The 16,855-nt window shown below is 71.8% G+C and carries 13 protein-coding genes; 4 read left to right on the plus strand and 9 right to left on the minus strand.

Features of this window, described 5'->3' with window-relative positions:
• Positions 1–21: 21 nt before the first annotated feature.
• The 4 genes from ABH940_RS14770 to ABH940_RS14785 all read right to left on the minus strand — a co-directional run bounded on the left by ABH940_RS14770 (position 22) and on the right by ABH940_RS14785 (position 6,224).
• Positions 22–2,322, minus strand: a complete 2,301-nt coding sequence (locus ABH940_RS14770) for a hypothetical protein (RefSeq protein WP_370105428.1) — start codon at positions 2,320–2,322, stop codon at positions 22–24.
• Positions 2,323–2,356: 34 nt separating this feature from the next.
• Positions 2,357–2,758 (minus strand): hypothetical protein, encoded by a 402-nt coding sequence (locus ABH940_RS14775; RefSeq protein ID WP_370072613.1) that lies wholly within the window; start codon positions 2,756–2,758, stop codon positions 2,357–2,359.
• A gap of 398 nt (positions 2,759–3,156) precedes the next feature.
• Positions 3,157–5,634, minus strand: coding sequence for a tetratricopeptide repeat protein (locus ABH940_RS14780; protein WP_370105429.1), 2,478 nt, complete (start codon positions 5,632–5,634; stop codon positions 3,157–3,159).
• 50 nt (positions 5,635–5,684) lie between these two features.
• The gene (locus ABH940_RS14785; RefSeq protein WP_370105430.1) at positions 5,685–6,224 is read right to left on the minus strand and encodes a hypothetical protein; all 540 of its coding nucleotides are present in this window, start codon (positions 6,222–6,224) and stop codon (positions 5,685–5,687) included.
• A 292-nt stretch (positions 6,225–6,516) separates the two neighbouring features.
• Here ABH940_RS14785 and ABH940_RS14790 point away from each other — a divergent pair, with 292 nt between their 5' ends.
• Positions 6,517–7,116, plus strand: coding sequence for a cation transporter (locus tag ABH940_RS14790; protein ID WP_370067980.1), 600 nt, complete (start codon positions 6,517–6,519; stop codon positions 7,114–7,116).
• Positions 7,117–7,165: 49 nt separating this feature from the next.
• Here ABH940_RS14790 and ABH940_RS14795 read toward each other — a convergent pair whose 3' ends face one another.
• The 3 genes from ABH940_RS14795 to ABH940_RS14805 all read right to left on the minus strand — a co-directional run bounded on the left by ABH940_RS14795 (position 7,166) and on the right by ABH940_RS14805 (position 10,628).
• The gene (locus ABH940_RS14795) at positions 7,166–8,038 is read right to left on the minus strand and encodes a hypothetical protein (RefSeq protein WP_370105431.1); all 873 of its coding nucleotides are present in this window, start codon (positions 8,036–8,038) and stop codon (positions 7,166–7,168) included.
• Positions 8,039–8,198: 160 nt separating this feature from the next.
• Positions 8,199–9,695, minus strand: coding sequence for a hypothetical protein (locus ABH940_RS14800; protein ID WP_370067984.1), 1,497 nt, complete (start codon positions 9,693–9,695; stop codon positions 8,199–8,201).
• Between the two features lie 153 nt (positions 9,696–9,848).
• Complete coding sequence (locus ABH940_RS14805) at positions 9,849–10,628, minus strand: aquaporin (RefSeq protein WP_370067986.1); 780 nt, start codon at positions 10,626–10,628, stop codon at positions 9,849–9,851.
• 390 nt (positions 10,629–11,018) lie between these two features.
• Here ABH940_RS14805 and ABH940_RS14810 point away from each other — a divergent pair, with 390 nt between their 5' ends.
• The 3 genes from ABH940_RS14810 (at position 11,019) to ABH940_RS14820 (ending at position 14,688) form a co-directional block, all read left to right on the plus strand.
• Positions 11,019–11,780 carry a LamB/YcsF family protein gene (locus ABH940_RS14810; RefSeq protein ID WP_370067988.1) on the plus strand — a complete coding sequence of 254 codons (762 nt, stop codon included), beginning with the start codon at positions 11,019–11,021 and terminating at the stop codon, positions 11,778–11,780.
• A gap of 70 nt (positions 11,781–11,850) precedes the next feature.
• On the plus strand, positions 11,851–13,434 hold the full coding sequence (locus ABH940_RS14815) for a 5-oxoprolinase/urea amidolyase family protein (protein ID WP_370068325.1): 1,584 nt from the start codon (positions 11,851–11,853) through the stop codon (positions 13,432–13,434).
• Positions 13,435–13,581: 147 nt separating this feature from the next.
• Positions 13,582–14,688 (plus strand): WD40/YVTN/BNR-like repeat-containing protein, encoded by a 1,107-nt coding sequence (locus ABH940_RS14820; protein ID WP_370067990.1) that lies wholly within the window; start codon positions 13,582–13,584, stop codon positions 14,686–14,688.
• Here the strand turns inward: ABH940_RS14820 and ABH940_RS14825 are convergent.
• Both ABH940_RS14825 and ABH940_RS14830 read right to left on the minus strand, forming a co-directional pair.
• A complete protein-coding gene (locus ABH940_RS14825; protein WP_370067992.1) occupies positions 14,598–15,617 on the minus strand; it encodes an SGNH/GDSL hydrolase family protein in 1,020 nt (339 codons plus the stop codon). The genes ABH940_RS14820 and ABH940_RS14825 overlap by 91 nt on opposite strands.
• Positions 15,614–16,849 (minus strand): glycosyltransferase, encoded by a 1,236-nt coding sequence (locus ABH940_RS14830; protein WP_370067994.1) that lies wholly within the window; start codon positions 16,847–16,849, stop codon positions 15,614–15,616. Before ABH940_RS14830 ends, ABH940_RS14825 begins: the two co-directional genes overlap by 4 nt.
• Positions 16,850–16,855 lie beyond the last annotated feature (6 nt).

A 16,855-nucleotide genomic window follows, 5' to 3' on the forward strand; every position in this document is an offset into this window, starting at 1 on the left:
CGACGACTGTGCCCTCGGCAGTCAGTGCGGTGCGGAGAGCAGGGACCGGAGGAGCGTTGCGGAGACTGTGGAGGGCCCGTCGGGGTCCTTAGCCCACCTCTCCAGGTGGTACAGCAGACGGTCACGGTGCTTTCCCTTGCGTGCCGCGATCCCACGGAGCAGCTCGGCCACCGTGCTGACCCCGCCCGGGTCCCGCCCACCGCACTCGTCAATCCAGGTTCGGAGGGCCGGTAGAGCCTGGTCCTGCACAGGCTTGCGGGCCAGAGCCCTGGCCCACAACTCCTCCAACTCCCTGCGGTATGTGCCCACCTCGACCCACAGCCTTGGCAGCGGGGCGGCGGACCCCGCTTCTGCCGAGGTTGACGGATGGCTGCGGTTAACCACGAAGAGGAAGACACTGAGGCTCTTGGCAACCAGGGGGGACAGATCCTGCGGCTGTGACCACTCCAGCAGGGCTGACAGCACAGCGGCGCCTTGACCCTGGTCGACCAGTTGGACGGAGCTCCAGGCGACCGGCAGCAGATTCCCCCAGTCTTCCCGCCAGTCCAAAGCGCTTCGCAGGACGGTCATCGCCCGGGTCGGCTGCCGTCGGCCGAGCGCCCCGCCGACCGCCGTCGCAGCGGTCTTGGCCAGCCGCCGTTCAACGGCCGAACTGCCATCGGCGGCCCATCCGCTGAGCTGGACCCAAACGTCCTCGGTGAGCTCAGGGCGTCCGGCGACGACGCCCAGTGCCGTGGCCGCGGCCTGGCGCACCGGCCAGACCGTGCTGCCCGCCCAGGACGAGAGGAAGCGGTGCAGCGCGTGTCGATGGTCGCCCCACGCCATGACGCCCGCCGCTACCGCAGCCCTGGCCCGGACCTCGACATCGGCATCGGTGAGGAGCCTCCTGAGCCACACGACCAGTCCGTCGCGGCATCCGTCAAGATAGGTCCAGGCGTAGCTGAGAACGGCCTGCCGAACCAGCGGGCTACGGAATCTGACCACCGGGGCGCCGGCCCGAACCCCACCCGAGCCCTCGGCGTCCACGATGTCGAGCCAGATCTGCTCCCGGCCGACGCGGTCGCCGAAACGGAGGCCGACCGGAGCTGCTCCTTGGGGCGAGAGCTCCGAGTACAACCGGACCGCCGCGTCCGCGACTGTCAGATAGCTCGCCTCCTCCAGCGCGGCGGCGGAAACGACGAAGCAGAGCGTCTCCAACTCCTCGTGGCTGCTGAACCACGCGCGCACCTGCTCGGTCGGGTCGCGCACCGCCGCGACCTCCGCGGCCAGGTCACGATCGGCCCGGATCGCCCGGGCAAGCCGCACGGCAGTCGCGGGCTCGGGCCGTTCACGCAGGGCGGCCAGCGCGAGGGAGTCCGTCAGCAGGCGTCGCAGCCGGGACCGGTCCTCGGAGTCGGGGTGGCTGCCGAGCAAGTGTCGTTCGAGGACAGCCAGTGCATCCACCGCGCCCAGGTCACGGCGGACGAACGGAGTCCGGTCGGCTGAAGGGGCCAGAGTGGTCCGTGGCGCCCCGGTGATAACCACCATGTAGCTGTTCGATGCGCGCAGTCCCCTGGCCACAGCGTGGAGCCGTCCCGAGTCGATCCTGTGCGGGTCGAGCCCCTCAGCCGCATCCACGTGTTCGTCGAGCGGCACCAGATAGCCACTGTCCTTCGCCGGCTGCCAGCCCGGCTGAAGCACGGCCACGGGATCCGTGACCAGGAGGCAGGTGCCGCCGTCCGCGGCGCCCGCATCGAGTAACGCCTCAGCGAGGAGATTGGCAGCGGCTGCCTCGCGGCCGGTGCCCGAGTCGGCGGCGAGCACCAGCAGATGAAGCTCGCGCAGGACGTTCAACACCTGGAGGAAGCCGTCCGGTTGAACGAAGGCAGCCAACAGCTCGTCAAGTTCCTCGGCCCCGAAAGGTACGGACGAATCGGAGCTGCCCGCAGCCGAGGCTCCACCCCGACTCCCATGGCCGCTGACGGTGTTGAATCCGCCGCCGAAGCTGACCGTGTCATGGAAGAGCGCGAGAGTACCGATACTCAGGCCGGACGGCTCGCTCTGCAGGCGGTCAGCGATGAGGTCGGCGATCCGGGCTGCCTGCGCGGTCGCCGCCCAGTCAGTCTCCTCCTGCGCCCCGTCCTTGAGTGCACGCAGCGCATCCTGCTCACTCTGGGGGCCATCGGCCGTCTCTTCGGTCGAGCCCGAGCCGTTCTTGGTGGCGCCGGACCCGGGGTCGGCATCCGAGGAGTCCGGCGCGGGTCCCGCGCCAAGGCGCGCCCGGTCGGCTTCGCTGGTCAATATTAGGTCTCCAACGGAGAAGTCACGGGTCCTGGCGGACATGGTCAAGGTGGTTACGCGGTCAGAACGGTTGCGGTCAGGAGAAGTTCAGATCACCCTTGACCTCGACCTTGCCGTGGTTGACCTGGACGTTCTTGATCACTGCGGCGTTGACCGAACCACCGCCAGGGCTCCCCTGCACCTTGATCGCCTCATCGATCATCGCGCGAAGCTCGCTCTCGAACGCGCGGTCCTGGAGCATGTAGGCGTGCAACAGGCGCTGCAACCCGTCCCGAGCCACCTCGTCTTCCGGGCTCTCGACAGCTCTCTGCAACGCCGCCACGGCCTGGGGGTCACCACGGAAGCGATCCCTGATCCGCGTGGTCAGACGAGTGACCGCAGCCACGGAGGCTTTGCCCACCCCGTCGCCTGCCGACTGGAGAGCACTGCTCGCCACGAGTGCTGCACCGGCCACCGCCGCAGTAGTGATCGGATCCATGCTTCATTCCCCCGAGTTGGCGTATACCGACGGGTACCCACCAGAGACGGACGGTACACGCAGGAAAGCCACCATAGTGCCATGCCCGTGGCACATGCGCAGCGTTTCGGGAAGCAACTCGCCGCAGCCCCGCCGCTGCGCGCACCCGCCGTCTCGATCCGTCAATGTCGGTTCGCCTGCCAAGAGTTGGCGACAGACCGGCGCAACCGTACCCGCAACCCAACGCCCAGCCCCCACCCCGACAGCGGCGCCCGAGCGAGACCGAGCGGTCGGCCTGGCGAGCGGTCCTCCTCGGGGCACAGCCAAGTGGCGTGGGGGGAACAGCTACCCCGTCGTCCTCTGCTCCTGCAGCCGGCCCTGACGCCCCGCTGGGCCGGACCGGTTCAGGCCGGATCGGTTCAGAGCTGCGGGGCGTGGGCGCGCAGGGTCTCGCCGAGCTCGGCCGCGCGGGGGTGGGCGAGCTCGCGGAAGATCACACAGGCCTGCTCCCACCGCTGCCGGGCCTGGGCGCTGTCGCCCCTGGCAGCGTGGGAGTGGCCGAGGACCTCCAGGGCGACGGCCTCGTCGACACGGTTGCCCAGGCGGGTGTTGATCGCGTAAGCCTCCGTCGCCCGCTCGGCCGCCTCCTGGGTGCGGCCGAGCAGCAACAGTGTGTCGGCGACGTTGCTCAGAGTCCGGCCGATCGCGAATTCCTCGGTGCCGGCCTCGCGAAAGCGCCGAAGCGCGTTCTGGTAGTGCTCCAGAGCGGTGTCCAGCTTGCCGAGTTGCTTGTTGGCCTCGCCGAGGTTGAGCTGCGCCGAACCCTCGGGGTGGATCGCACCGAGGCTGTGATAGATGTCCGCCGCCCGCTCCAGCAGGGGCAGAGCCTCGGCCGCCCGTCCCATGTCGATCCTGAGGTAGCCCAGATTGCCCATGCACGACGCCTGACCGCGCAGGTCCCCGAGACGTCCGCGGATCTCCAGCGAACGCAGCAGGCAGTCTTCGGCCTCGGCGACTCGTCGGGCGGCCCGGTGGGCGGCCCCCAGGGCGTTGAGCGCCCAGGATTCCGCCTCCGGGTCGTCCAGCGTCCGCGCGCTCGCCACGGCCGTCTCGTACGTGCGAATCTGCCCGGGTTGCTCGGGGCGCAGGTCGAACAGCTCCCACAGAGTGTTCGCGAGCTGCCACGCGACCCGGTGCCGACCGGTCTGCGCCGCCGCAGTCAGCGCCGAGACCAGGCAGTCGCCCTCGGACTCGGACCACGCGAGTGCCTCGTCGAAGCCGGCGAACTCCATCGGCACACAGGTCGGTTCAACCGAGGGGAGATCGAGGTGCCTGCGCCCGGGGTACAGCCGTCGTGACGCGGCCTCGCTGCTGTACAGGAGCCAGGACAGCAGGCGGTCCGTCGCGGCGTCGCGGTCGCCCGACGGCTCCTCGGCCGCGCATTCCACGGCGTAGACCCGGATGAGATCGTGCTGACGGAATCGCCCCACCCCGGCGTGCTCGATCAGGTACGTCGCGGCGAGGTCCTCGAGCAGACGGGAGGTCTCGGCCATGGGCAACCCCAGCAGTGCCGCGGCGGCTCCCAGGCTCGTCGTCGGGCCCGGACTCGACCCGAGCAGACGGAAGGCCCGGGCCTGGTCGGGCGGAAGGTTCCGGTAGCTCACTGCGAAAGTGGCCCGGACCGCGCGGTCCTCGACCCGCAGCACGTTGAGTCGTCTGTTCTCGTCGGCGAGCAGCCCGGCGAGGTCCCGCACGGACCAGTCCGGTCGGGCCACGAGCCTGCTGCCGGCCAGCCGGATGGCGAGGGGCAGGCCCGCGCAGGCGTCCAGCACGTCCGCTGCCGCATCGGGTTCCGCATCCACGATCGCGTCACCGATGATTCGGCGCAGTAACGCCGACGCCTCCTCCGCCTCAAGCACATCCAGAGTCAGCCGGGCCGCGCCGTCGAGCCCAGGCAGGGTGCTGCGGCTGGTGATGAGTACCCGACTGCAGCCGGCCCCCGGCAACAGCGGACGGATCTGCGCGGCATCCTTGACGTTGTCCAGGAAGACAAGCACGCGCCGGTCGGCCAGCAGGCTTCGGTAGCGGGCGGCCCGCTCATCGGCATCGACGGGAATCTGCTCCGGCGCCATGCCGAGGGCGCGCAGGAACCGCGCCAGGACGTCGTGCGGAGCCGTCGGCTCCGCCTCGGTCCCCTGGAGATCGACCTGCAGTTGGCCGTCCGGGAAGGACCGGAGCACCCGGTGGGCGACGTGCACGGCCAGCGTGGTCTTGCCCACCCCGCCAGTGCCGCTGATCGCCGTGAGCACGACCGGCGGCACCGGTCCCGTGGCGGTGTCCTGGAGCATGGACGCCAACTGCTCCGTCACCGCCGATCGACCCGTGAAGTCGTGCAGGTCCGCCTGGAGTTCGGCGGGCCGGGACGGCGGGATCCCCACGCCGGGCCGGGCCGCGGAGCCCGGAGTGTTCACCGCCGAGACGAGCCGATCCCGATCGGTCGCCTCCAGCGCCATCGCCTCGGCCAACCGGGAGACGGTCGACAGTCGCGGTCGACGCCGCCCGGACTCCAGCATGCTGATGGCGTGGTTCGACACGCCGGAACGCTCTGCCAAGTGCTCCTGCGTCCAGCCGACCTTGAGCCGACACGCACGCAGCAGACTTCCGAACTCCCCCAAAGCCCCAGCCCCCCGGTCAGGCCTTGCCCGGGAGCAGGAAATGCGCATGCGGCTGCCGCTGCGATCACGCAGCAGCTTTCCTCCCCCAAAGACCGACCATAGCGACTGCACAGACGACTTGACCAGCCACCACCAAGCAGTCCGGCCAAAGGAGACTGCCGTGACAGGCGAGCGGGGTGAGGTGCCCTCCTCAGCGCTCCCCACCACCGCCCGCCTGGTCATCCGGCTCCGCGCTCATCGAGCTCCGCGCGGGTGCGACCGGATCGTGATGCTCAGCTCATCGTGAACTGCTGGAAGGCGGCGTACGGACCGTTCTGGTCCTGACAACCGAAGTCCCGCAGCCCGTAGCTGCTGTCGTCGACGCACTTGCCCGTGGCCACGTTCTTCAGCACGACCGAGCCGTTGGGCTCCAGGAACATCGTGAACTGCTGGAAGGCGGCGTACGGACCGTTCTGGTCCTGACAACCGAAGTCCCGCAGCCCGTAGCTGCTGTCGTCGACGCACTTGCCCGTGGCGACGCTCTGCAGCACGTCGGTGCCGTTGGGCTGTCCCATGATGCGGAACTGCTGGAACCCGGCGTACGGACCGTTCTGGTCCTGGCAACCGAAGTCCCGCAGCCCGTAGTTGCTGTCGTCGATGCACTTGCCCGTGGCGACGCTCGTCAGCACCCACGTGCCGTTGGCGGCGTAGGGCTGCATCTGGTGGCCGACGGCCTTCGCCGACACCGTGCTGGCGCTCGCGCTGCTGACGCCCAGGCCGAGCGAGCCGATCAGGGCGACTCCGCCGACGGCGGCGACTGTCAACTTACGCATTTCGCGACCTTCCTTGTCCGATTTTCGGAGACCGACGCACATTCGCGGGAGGTCCTCCGTCGCACGTCAACCATGGTTGCCGAGCGTGCGGCGGGGCTCCATGGCGTTCGCTTTGCGTTTCGCCGCACCCCGCCTGCTCCCCTCCCGGCAGCTGAGGCACGACACATGACGAACCATCACCACAGAGGAGATGCTCGGCTGTGCGGGGCTCGCGCGCGAGCTCGCGGCGGACCGGCAGTCAGCGCCCGGGGCCCCTGACGGTGACGTGATGCCCATTTGCGAGACTCACCGGGTGACCACCTCGAATGACGCTGCTCGCGCGACCCTGCTCCGCCGGGGCTTCGCCCTGGAATACACGACGCTGGCCTGGAACGTGGTCGGCATCGTGGTCCTCGGTGTGGCCGCGATCTCCGCCCGCTCGGTCGCCCTGGCCGGATTCGGCCTCGACTCGCTGATCGAGATCGGCGCCTCCACCGTCGTGGTCTGGGAGTTGAGCGGCACCGGGGAGGAGAGGCAACGTCGCGCGCTTCGCCTGATCGGGATCGGCTTCTCCCTCCTGGCCGCCTACCTGCTGGTGCAGTCCACCCTCGTGCTCGTCGCCGGCTTCCACCCGCACCACTCAGCGCTCGGCATCGTGTGGACCGCGGTGACGGCCGCCGTGATGTTCGCGCTGGCCGCCGGCAAGGCCCGAACCGGCGCCGCCTTGGACAACCCGGTGCTCAAGACCGAGGGCAGAGTGACCCTGATCGACGGGCTGCTCGCCGCAGCGGTCCTGGTGGGCCTCGTGCTGAACAGCACGCTCGGCTGGTGGTGGGCCGACCCGCTCGCCGGCTACGTCCTGGTCTACTACGCCGCCCGCGAGACGAACGAGATCTTCTTCGCCCAGCACTGACCACCGGCTCCCGCAGGGGCAACTGCGGGCTGCCGTCTTGCCGAAGCGGTCAGACGCTGTGGAACGGGAGTCCGGCGTCGGTGACCAGGTCCTCGGAGTCGTCCGGCGGCAGCAGCGTGCCGGTCCCGTCGGTGACCGGCACGATGCCGAGCGCCAGCAACTCCTCCATCGCGGCGCTCCCGGCCAGGTCCCGGACCTGCAACTGGTAGCGGGCGGTGGTGCGGTAGGTACCGCCGGAGTCGTCGGAGGTCTTCTGCAGAAAGCCGGAGTCGACGAGGAAGGAGACGGCCTTGCCCACGATGCCGATGGTCGACCCGGCGAGGCGTCGGGCGTCCTTGGTCGCACCCGTCGCGCTGCGGCGGGCGTAGACCCGCCAGGCCGCCTCCAGGCCGGGCGCGTCGCTGACCGGGTCGGTGTTGTCCCCGGCGACGTCGGCCTGCTCCTCCAGCCGACGGCAGGCCTGCCGGACGAAGGCGTCCACGCCGTTGACGGTGATCCGGCCCAGGTAGCCGTCGTCGGCGAGGTCCTCAGGGCGCGGGAACGCGAGCGCGGCGACGGCGAGGTGCGCCAGCCCGTGCAGGAAGCGGTCGGTGGCCTCGGACGCGGCGCGGCGCGAGTAGTCGCCCATCCGCACGGCGAAGACGCTGTCCTCGGCGGCTGCGACGGCCATGCCCGCCCGAGCGGAGACCTCCAGCACAATCAGGCCGAGCCCGGCCGCGACCGCGTCGGCGAGCCGCGCGAAGGCCGGGTCGTCCCGGTAACGCCGGATCAGCTCGGCGTACTCGGTGTCCCGGGACGGCAGCAGCTTCGGCTGCACGCCCAAGGAGACGAGCCGCGCGGCGTCGGCGACGTCGGCGGGGGTGATCGGTGCGGGACGGGAAGGACCTTCGGTGGAAGGCGCGTCGTAGATTTCGTCAGTCATCACTTCGGTCCTTCAAGGTATGCAGATGAAGCCGTTGCAACTCCCTCAGGGGCGCGGGGATCCGCGCGACAAGCCACCCCATGTGGTGAGTCATTGAACGTGCCGGGCCATCCGCCCAGGGTGGTTGATCGCGCGGTTCCCCGCGCCCCCAGGTACGGCATCAGCTCGCCTCCGTACGGTCCGCCGCCATGCCCACGGCATCCAGCAGCGCGCTGCCGACGATCAGGTCGGCTCCGCCGAACTCCTCGTCCTGCAGGCGCGTCCCGTCGTCGACGGCGAAGAGCAGCCGCTCCTCGCCCTGGCGGTACGCCGTGCCGACGGAGGGGCTTGCCGCGTGGACGGCCAGGAGGGTGACCAGGTACGGGAGTTCCGGGTCCGCCCGGCGCGCCTCGGCCAACAGGCCGGAGAGCCGACGGGGGGCGTCCGGGGGAAGGTCGAGCAGGGCGAGGGCGTGCTCCAACTGCTCGTCGGAGAAACGGCTGTCGTCCGGCGTGGAGATCAGGTCGGGCTCCGGGAGCTCCGCCCCCAGATGCTCGCGCTCGACCGGCGGGGTCAGCAGGACGTCGATCAGGTCGGTGAGGCGCACCGCGCCGGGCGTGCGCAGCCCCATGCCCTTGCGGAAGAACGCCGTGGTGACCGCCGAGGCCTGGTCCAGTGGCAGCGGGAGCACGGGGGCGAGCAACTGGCCGTAGAGGTCGAGCCCGCTGCGCACGGTGAGCGTGGCGAAGGCCTGGCGGTCCTGCTCGGCGCGGAAGAGCGGACCGGCCTCCAGCAGGCGGGTCTGCAACTGGGTGTGCCGGCGGATGCAGTCCTTGACGATGTCGACCAGCTCGGCCGCACGCCGCCGGTGCTCGGGGTCCTCCGCCTCGTCGCGTGCCCTGCGGATATTGGTGAGGATCGCGTTCTCGTGGCGGTAGCGGTCGGCGATGTGCTCCAGCGCCTCGGCGATGAGGTCGGGGACGGTCTCCATCCAGTCGACCGCCCGGACGTTGCGGCGGGTCGCCTCCAGTGCGCGACGCAGCAACTCGCTGAACTGGACCGTGCGGTAGCGGGCCTGCTCGGCGGCCAGCTGCGCGTCGGCCAGGCGCCCGCGCCGGATCAGCACCTCCAGCTTGACCTCGGCGGCGATCTGCGCGGAGGTGACGTCGGTGTCCAGCGCGCCGACCAGGACGTTGACGGCCTCGTCGGTGGTGCGGAGGTAGACCCCGCCGTCGGTGCCAGGGACCTCCTCGATCAGCTTGAAGTCGTAGTCCCGGCGGATGTACGTGCCGTCGGACGCGAAGGTGCCGTAGACGGCGCGGAAGCCGCGGTCGACGCTGCCGACGTTGATCAGCGACTCGAGCACCCATTTGGCGACCCGCTCGTGCTCCCGCCAGGGGCGCTCGGGGGCCTGCGCGGCGACGCGCGGCTGGAGCCGGGCCAGGACCTCGTCCCGGTCGGCGCCGGTGTCGAAGTCCATGTGCAGGGTGACCAGGTCGATCGCGGAGAGCCCGACCTCGGCCATGCCGTAGACCGCGTACTCGCCGGCCAGGTTGGCCTTGCGGCTGTCGAGGTCGTGCAGCGGCGCGGTGCACGCCAAGGCGCGCAGCCGACGGGCGAGGCCCTCGTCGGCCGCCGGGCCCGGCGCTGGGCGTGCTGCTTCGGCGGTGGTGGTCACGGGGGCCTAGCGTAGAGGCTCGGACGGACAACGTCCCAAACGGCACGGATCATCCCGGTCTGTTCCGCATCATCACGAACGCGGTGGCGTGACCGACTTCCTCGCACTCTTCCTCACGCAGGCCCCCGTGTCCCGGATTTCCGTAGGGTCGTCCTAGTCTCCCCCGGCCGAGGCAGTGGCCAGTTCCGAGTCGGCGGTGACGGCCGCGGCCGTCTGCGCCTGCCCGAGGGCGAGCCAGCCGAGGCCGGCGAGTGCGCCGCCGACCAGCGGGAAGACGAGGAAGACCCAGAGCTGACTCAGCGCCCAACCGTGCTGGAAGATCGCCGTTGCCAGTGAACGCACCGGGTTCACCGAGGTGTTGCTGACCGGGATGGTCACCAGGTGCACCAGCACCAGCCCGACGCCCGCGACCAGTCCGCCCATCGGCACCGGGAAACCCTTGGCCGTCGTGCCGAGCACGACCACGGCGAAGACCGCGGTGGCAACGATCTCGGCCAGGATGACCGCACCGAGGTTGTAGTGGTCCGGCGAGTGGATGCCGTAACCGTTCGAGGCGAAACCGGCCTCGCTCACGGAGACGACGGTCGGTTTGCCGTCGACGCCCACCGCTGTGAAGCCGGGGCGGCCCTGGGCTACGGCCCAGATCAGCAGGGCACCGAAGAGGCCGCCGACGATCTGACCGCCGAGGTAGTACGGCACCAGTCGGCCGGGCGTCTTGCGGACCACGGCCATGGCCGCCGTGATCGCCGGATTGATGTGGCAGCCGGAGATCGGCCCGATCAGGTATGCGGCGACCGCCAGGCTGATGCCGAAGGCGAGGGCCACGCCGAGCACCCCGGCCCGGTCGGCGTCGAACACGGCGGTTCCCACGCCGCCGATGATCAGAATCGCCGTACCGAGAGCCTCGGCGAGGAAGATGCGTGTGTTTCCCATCGGTGCCTCCTTGTGGGAATGCCTTCGGGAAAGGTCTGGGTCACTACGGGTCTGGTCACTTCGGGTCTGGGTCGCTGGGGCCGTGCGTGGGACACGGCATACATCGGGAGCGTAGATCGACTGTTCGCACACGGCTGTTGGAGATCGTCCGCGCGGGTGATCTTTGCCGGATGGACCCGCCTCACTCGGCGAACCGCCGCGACAGCGGGGATGATGCCGCCGACCCACGGCCGTGTCGCCATGTCGATGTCTCTGTCTTCTCTGTCTTCTCTGTCGACATGTCACCGGCCACCGCGCCGCCGTTGCACCGCCTCCACGGCGCCGCTGCTCCGGAGCTGCCCCGAAGCGGCGGCGGAGCGGCATACGATCGCCGCAGGAGGTGCGCTGATCATGGATCTCAACGCCGACCTGGGCGAGGGTTTCGGCCGCTGGACGCTGACCGACGACGAGGCGCTACTACGGGTGGTGACCAGCGCCAACGTCGCCTGTGGCTTTCATGCGGGCGACCCGGTCACCATGCGCCGGGTCTGCGAGCAGGCCGCCGAGCGGGGGGTGCGGATCGGGGCGCAGGTCTCCTACCGGGACCTGGCGGGCTTCGGGCGGCGCGCCATGGACGTGCCGCGAGCCGAGCTGGCGGACGAACTGCTGTACCAGATCGGCGCGTTGGAGGTCTTCGCCCGGCAGGCCGGGGCGGCTGTCGCCTACGTGAAGCCGCACGGCGCGCTCTACAACCGCGCCGTGCACGACGTGGCGCAGGCGGGCGCCGTGGCGGACGCGGTCACCGGCTTCGCCCGGGCCTTCGGGCGCGAGCTGCCGCTGCTGGGCCTGCCGGATTCGGCGTTGCTCCGCGCCGCGGCCGACGCGGGCCTGCCGACGGTGGCCGAGGCCTTCGCCGACCGCGCCTACACACCCGAGGGCACACTGGTGCCGCGCGGCGAGCCCGGCGCGGTGCTGCAGGGAGCGGACGCCGTAGTCGCGCAGGCGCTGTCGATCGCTTCAGGCGGTGAAGTCGTCGCGCTCGACGGGACGCGACTGTCAGTGGCGGCTGCTTCACTGTGCCTGCACGGTGACACCCCGGGCGCGGCGGCGCTCGCGGTGCGGGTCCGTGCGGCTTTGGAGGCTGCGGGCGTGCGGATCCAGGCCTTTGCGTGAACCCGTCAGTGAGGCGAGGAGGCCGGATATCGGGGACGGAGTGCAGAGGATGGCGGTGACGGTCCGCCCGATGGGACTGCGGGCGCTGCTCGCCGAGGTGGGTTCGGACGAGCAGGTCGCCGCGCTGTTGGCTGATCTGACGGAACGTCAGCAGGCAGGCAGCCTGAACGCAGGTGCCGAGTTGGTCCCTGCGGCACGGACGGTGCTCGTCGACGGTCTGGCCGACGCGGGGCAGGTGCGCGCCCTGGCCCGGTGGCTGGGCGGCTGGCAGCCGCATGCGCTGCCGGTCGGCGAGGGGCCGCTGGTGGAGGTCCCGACCGTCTACGACGGCGAGGACCTGACCGACGTCGCGGCGCTGTGGGGCGTGCCGACCGGGGAGGCGACGCGCCTGCATGCGGCGTGCGAGTTCCGGGTGGCCTTCTGCGGGTTCGCACCCGGGTTCGCGTATCTGACGGGGCTGCCGGAACGGCTGGCGGTGCCCCGTCGGGCCACGCCGCGGACGCGGGTTCCGGCGGGTTCGGTGGCACTGGGCGGCGCGTACACCGGGGTGTACCCGGGGCCTTCGCCGGGCGGATGGCAGCTGATCGGACGGACGACGCTGCCGCTGTGGGACCCGTCGCGTGATCCGGCCGCGCTGCTGGCGCCGGGAACGCGCGTACGGTTCACGGCGGTCCGGGCGAGCGCCGAGTCGGCCGGATCCATGGCCGGAGGGTCGGCTGCTAAGTCGCCCGAAGCGGTCGTTCCGGGCTCGGCCCGCGCGGTCACCGTCGTGCGGCCGGGGCCGTTGGCGACGGTGCAGGACGAGGGCCGCCCCGGAGTGGCGGCGCTCGGCGTGCCGCACGCGGGTGCGCTGGACCGGCCGGCGGCGGCGCGGGCGAACGCGCTGGTGGGCAACCCTGCGGACGCGGCCGTGGTCGAGGCGACGCTGGGCGGGATCGCCTTGCGGGCCGAGGCCGACGCCTGGGTCGCGGTCACGGGCGCGCCCGCGCCGGTCCGGGTCGGCGGTCGGACGGCGGCGTGGGGCGCGGCGGCCCGGGTCCGCGCCGGGGAGCTGATCGAGGTGCGCACGGTGACGACCGGGTTGCGGTGCTACCTCGCGATGGACGGCGGTTTCGCCGTGGCCCCGGTGCTGGGGAGCCGGTCCACGGACCTGCTCTCCGGGCTCGGCCCGGAGCCGCTCGCCGCCGGTGCGGTCCTGCCGCTCGGCCCGGCCGCCCCGGCCGGGGACGGGCCGCCGTCCGTGGACTGGCTGCCGCTCTCCGCGCCGACCGACCGGGACGAGGTGGTGCTGCGGCTCTCGCCGGGCCCGCGCCGGGACTGGTTCGACGCGGACGCGCTGCGCGTGCTGGCCGCTGCCCGGTACCGGGTGTCGCCGCAGAGCAACCGGGTCGGGCTCCGGCTGACGGACGGGCCCGCCCTGGTCAGGCGGCACGCGCCAGGGCAGGGTCTGAGCGAGTTGCCGAGCGAGGGCATGGTGCTGGGCGCGGTGCAGGTGCCGCCGGACGGGATGCCGGTGGTGTTCCTCGCCGACCACCCCACCACGGGCGGCTATCCGGTGATCGGCGTGGTCCCGGAGGCCGATCTGGCTGCCGCGGCCCAGGCCGTTCCGGGCGCGCCGGTCCGCTTCGTCCCGGTCTCCGGCCCGCTGCGCTGAGGGGCTACCAGCGCGCGGCAGGATACGCGCGCTCACTCGTTCGTGGGTTCGATTTGTGTTGCGCGGGACTTCGGGCCGTAACGGGTCCAGACTGCAACCGTCCGAAGAAATCAGCATGAGTTCAGCCTCAGTACGGAGGTGGTCGGCATGGTTGGCGGTACGGCCGGAACGCTGCTCGCCGTGGGCACGGCGAAGGGCCTTTTCCTGGCCCGGAGCAAGGACCGTCGGTCGTGGGAGTGGACGGGCCCCCACTTCCTGATGGAGGGCGTCTACTCAGTCGCCTTCGATCTGCGCGGCGACACACCACGGATCCTGGTCGGCGCCGACTCCAGCCACTGGGGCCCGTCCGTCTTCACCTCCGACGACTTCGGCGCCACCTGGCAGGAGCCGGCCAGGCCGGCCATCGGGTTCCCCGAGAGCACAGGAGCCTCGCTGGTCCGGGCCTGGCAGCTGCAGCCCGCCGGGCCGGACGAGCCGGGCGTCGTCTACGCGGGCACGGAGCCCGCCGCGCTGTTCCGCTCCGAGGACGGCGGCACGTCGTTCGCCCTGGTCGAGGCCCTGTGGCGGCATCCGCAGCGGGAGCAGTGGGGCGCGGGCTTCGGCGGCCAGGGCCTGCACACGATCATCCTCGATCCGCGCGACCCGGCACGGTTGACGATCGCGGTCTCCTCCGGCGGTGTCTACCGCTCCGCCGACACGGGCGCGAGCTGGGAGCCCGCGAACACCGGGATCGAGGCACGCTTCTTCCCGGAGGAGAACCGGCTGCCCGAGTTCGGCCAGTGCGTGCACAAGATCTCGACGGACGCGGTCGACCCGGACCGGCTCTACCTGCAGAACCACGGCGGCGTCTACCGCAGCGACGACGGCGGCGCGCTGTGGAAACGCATCGACGCGGGCCTGCCCGCCGACTTCGGCTTCCCCGTGGTCGCCCACCCGCACCGGGGCGACACCGCGTACGTGTTCCCGCTGGTGGCGGACTACGAGCGGCTCGCCCCCGAGCACCGCTGCCGGGTCTACCGCACCGACGACGCGGGCGAGACCTGGCAGGCGCTGGAGAAGGGCCTGCCGCAGGGCGAGCACTTCGGCATCGTGCTGCGCGACGCGCTCACCACCGACCAGGGCGAGCCGGCCGGCATCTACTTCGGCAACAAGAACGGCGAGGTCTACGGCAGCGCCGACGAGGGCGAGACCTGGGCGCTGCTCCACGAGCATCTGCCCACCGTGCTCTGCGTCCGCGCGGCCACGCTGGGCTGAACGCCGATGGACTCGACGGCGATGGGCTGAACGGTGGTCGGCAGAACGGCGACGGGCTGACGCTGCGTCGAGTACGGCGTCGGGTAGAGCATCGGGCAGGGCAGGGCGCGCAGTGCTGCGGCGGTCTGCTCGGCGGCGTCGTGGTCGAGCAGGTCGCCGCCACGGCTGTCGCGGCGCTCGGCCGCGGCGAGCCGGAGCAGGTCGGGCAGCAGATCGGTGCAGCGGTCGAGCACCCAACGCGTGCCCATGGTCGCCATCCAGAGGATCTGGGCGGTCCGGCTCGGGGCGATGCCGTCCGTGTCGAGGTCGGGGGCGGGTCCAACGGGCACGCCGCGCTCGGCGAGTTCGTGGTGGAACGCCCGGGCCAGAGCCCGGTGCCCGCTCTCGCTCGGGTGCAGCCGGTCCACGGACCACATGGCCGGGTCGTGGATCCAGTCGTGGTCGGCCACGCACACGTGGACGGCCTCGTAGCGGTCCGACAGCGCATGGACGACGGTGTTCACGCTCGCCATCCGCCGACCGAGCGGGCGGGCCAGTGCGGTGGGCAGCCCGAGCATGCGTCCGGGGTCGGGCAGGCAGGCGGTCAGCAGCACCGTCCCGTCCTCGACCAGGCTGCCGAAGGCGGTGTCGAGGTGCCGGGCGACGGCATGGATGTCATAGGTGGCCCGTAGCGTGTCGTTCACGCCGACCAGCACGGCGGCGAGGTGCGGCCGTCGGGCCCGGGCCTCGGGGAGCTGACGGCGCAGCACGTCGGCGGTCTGCGCGCCGCTGGTGGCGTGGTTGACGAAGGCGACGCCGTCGGGGCCCTCCGGCTCGGCGGTGAGGCTGTCGGCCAGCAGTGCCGCCCAGCCGCGCCAGCCGCCGGGGACGGGATCGCCGAGCCCCTCGGTGAGGGAGTCGCCGAGTGCGGAGACACGAAGTGGGGTCATCGCGGGGCTCCTTCCGGAGGTGCGCAGGGTGGGACTGCGGGTGGTGGGACGAGATCGGCGGCGAAGGGCGCGGCCGTCGCAGCCAGGCTCGTGGGCGCCGGTGCAGGCTCACTGGAGGGGACCTCGTGAGCAGCGAGGAAGGCGTCGACCGCGGTCGACCAGCCGAACTGCTCGGCCCGCGCCCGAGCAACGGCACGGCGTCGGTTCTCCGGTCGGTCCAGCAGCCGCTGGACGGCATCGGCGAAGGCTGCGCCGGTGTCCGCCGCCGGGAGGCCCGCCGGGCCGAGGATGGGAGGCAGGGCGGAGGAGGCACTGGCCACGACCGGGGTGCCGGAGGCCAGGGCTTCGAGTGCGGCGAGGCCGAAGGTCTCGACCGGCCCCGGGGCGAGGGCGACGTCGGCGGTGGCGAGGACGGCGGAGAGGCGTTCGGCAGAGGCGACATGGCCGAGCATTCGGGCGGGCAGCCCGTCCCGTTCGATGCGGGCGGCCATCCGGGCCCGCAGCGGCCCGTCGCCCGCCACGACCAGGACGGCGGGCACGCCTCGACTGCGCAGCTCGGCCAGGGCGTCGAGCGCCCGCTCGGGGCGCTTCTCCGGGGAGAGACGGGAGCAGAGGACCAGCAGGATCTCCCCGGGCCGCGCCCATGAGGCGCGCAGCGCCGGGTCGTGGCAGCCGGGGTGACGTATCGTCAGATCGACGCCGAGCGGCGCCAGGACGAGGTTGGGTGTACCGATGCGACGGAACTCGGCCGCGGCCCAGTCCGTGGTGCAGATGATCCGGGTATAGGCGCGGGCGCTGCGTGCGTTGAGTCGGTCCGCGGCGCGGCTCGCCACCGGGCCGGGCACGCCCCAGACCCGCAGCACGCCGTCGAGACTCTCGTGGGAGACCATCGCGGAGGGGACGCCGTGGTCGTGTGCCCAACGGCCGGTCCAGCGCAGCGTGGTCCGGTCGGAGACCTCCAGCCGGTCCGGGCGGAGCCGGGCCAGGAGGTCTGCCACCCGGGCGCGGTCCCGCAGCACCCGGTAGCCGCCCATACCGGGGACGAGCGGGGCGGGCAACGTGATCACCCGGCCCTGCTCGGTCTCCTGATCGGACGCCTCCGGGCCGGGAACGACCAGGACGGGTCGGTGTCCGGCCGCCAGGAAGCCCTCCCCCAGGCGGCGCAGCGCGGTGCGCAGGCCGCCCGAGGTGGGGGTGACGAAGTTGGCGACGCGGACGATGCGGAGTCCCATGGCCGC

It is taken from the genome of Streptacidiphilus sp. BW17 (genome assembly GCF_041262485.1).
Classification (GTDB): domain Bacteria; phylum Actinomycetota; class Actinomycetes; order Streptomycetales; family Streptomycetaceae; genus Streptacidiphilus.

What these genes read in the sequence shown, in the direction of transcription:
- ABH940_RS14770 (WP_370105428.1), bottom strand. Translation starts at nt 2,322, where the DNA reads ATGTCCGCCAGGACCCGTGACTTCTCCGTTGGAGACCTAATATTGACC.
- ABH940_RS14775 (WP_370072613.1), bottom strand. Translation starts at nt 2,758, where the DNA reads ATGGATCCGATCACTACTGCGGCGGTGGCCGGTGCAGCACTCGTGGCG.
- ABH940_RS14780 (WP_370105429.1), bottom strand. Translation starts at nt 5,634, where the DNA reads ATGACCAGGCGGGCGGTGGTGGGGAGCGCTGAGGAGGGCACCTCACCC.
- ABH940_RS14785 (WP_370105430.1), bottom strand. Translation starts at nt 6,224, where the DNA reads ATGCGTAAGTTGACAGTCGCCGCCGTCGGCGGAGTCGCCCTGATCGGC.
- ABH940_RS14795 (WP_370105431.1), bottom strand. Translation starts at nt 8,038, where the DNA reads ATGACTGACGAAATCTACGACGCGCCTTCCACCGAAGGTCCTTCCCGT.
- ABH940_RS14805 (WP_370067986.1), bottom strand. Translation starts at nt 10,628, where the DNA reads ATGGGAAACACACGCATCTTCCTCGCCGAGGCTCTCGGTACGGCGATT.
- ABH940_RS14810 (WP_370067988.1), top strand. Translation starts at nt 11,019, where the DNA reads ATGGATCTCAACGCCGACCTGGGCGAGGGTTTCGGCCGCTGGACGCTG.
- ABH940_RS14815 (WP_370068325.1), top strand. Translation starts at nt 11,851, where the DNA reads ATGGGACTGCGGGCGCTGCTCGCCGAGGTGGGTTCGGACGAGCAGGTC.
- ABH940_RS14820 (WP_370067990.1), top strand. Translation starts at nt 13,582, where the DNA reads ATGGTTGGCGGTACGGCCGGAACGCTGCTCGCCGTGGGCACGGCGAAG.
- ABH940_RS14825 (WP_370067992.1), bottom strand. Translation starts at nt 15,617, where the DNA reads ATGACCCCACTTCGTGTCTCCGCACTCGGCGACTCCCTCACCGAGGGG.
- ABH940_RS14830 (WP_370067994.1), bottom strand. Translation starts at nt 16,849, where the DNA reads ATGGGACTCCGCATCGTCCGCGTCGCCAACTTCGTCACCCCCACCTCG.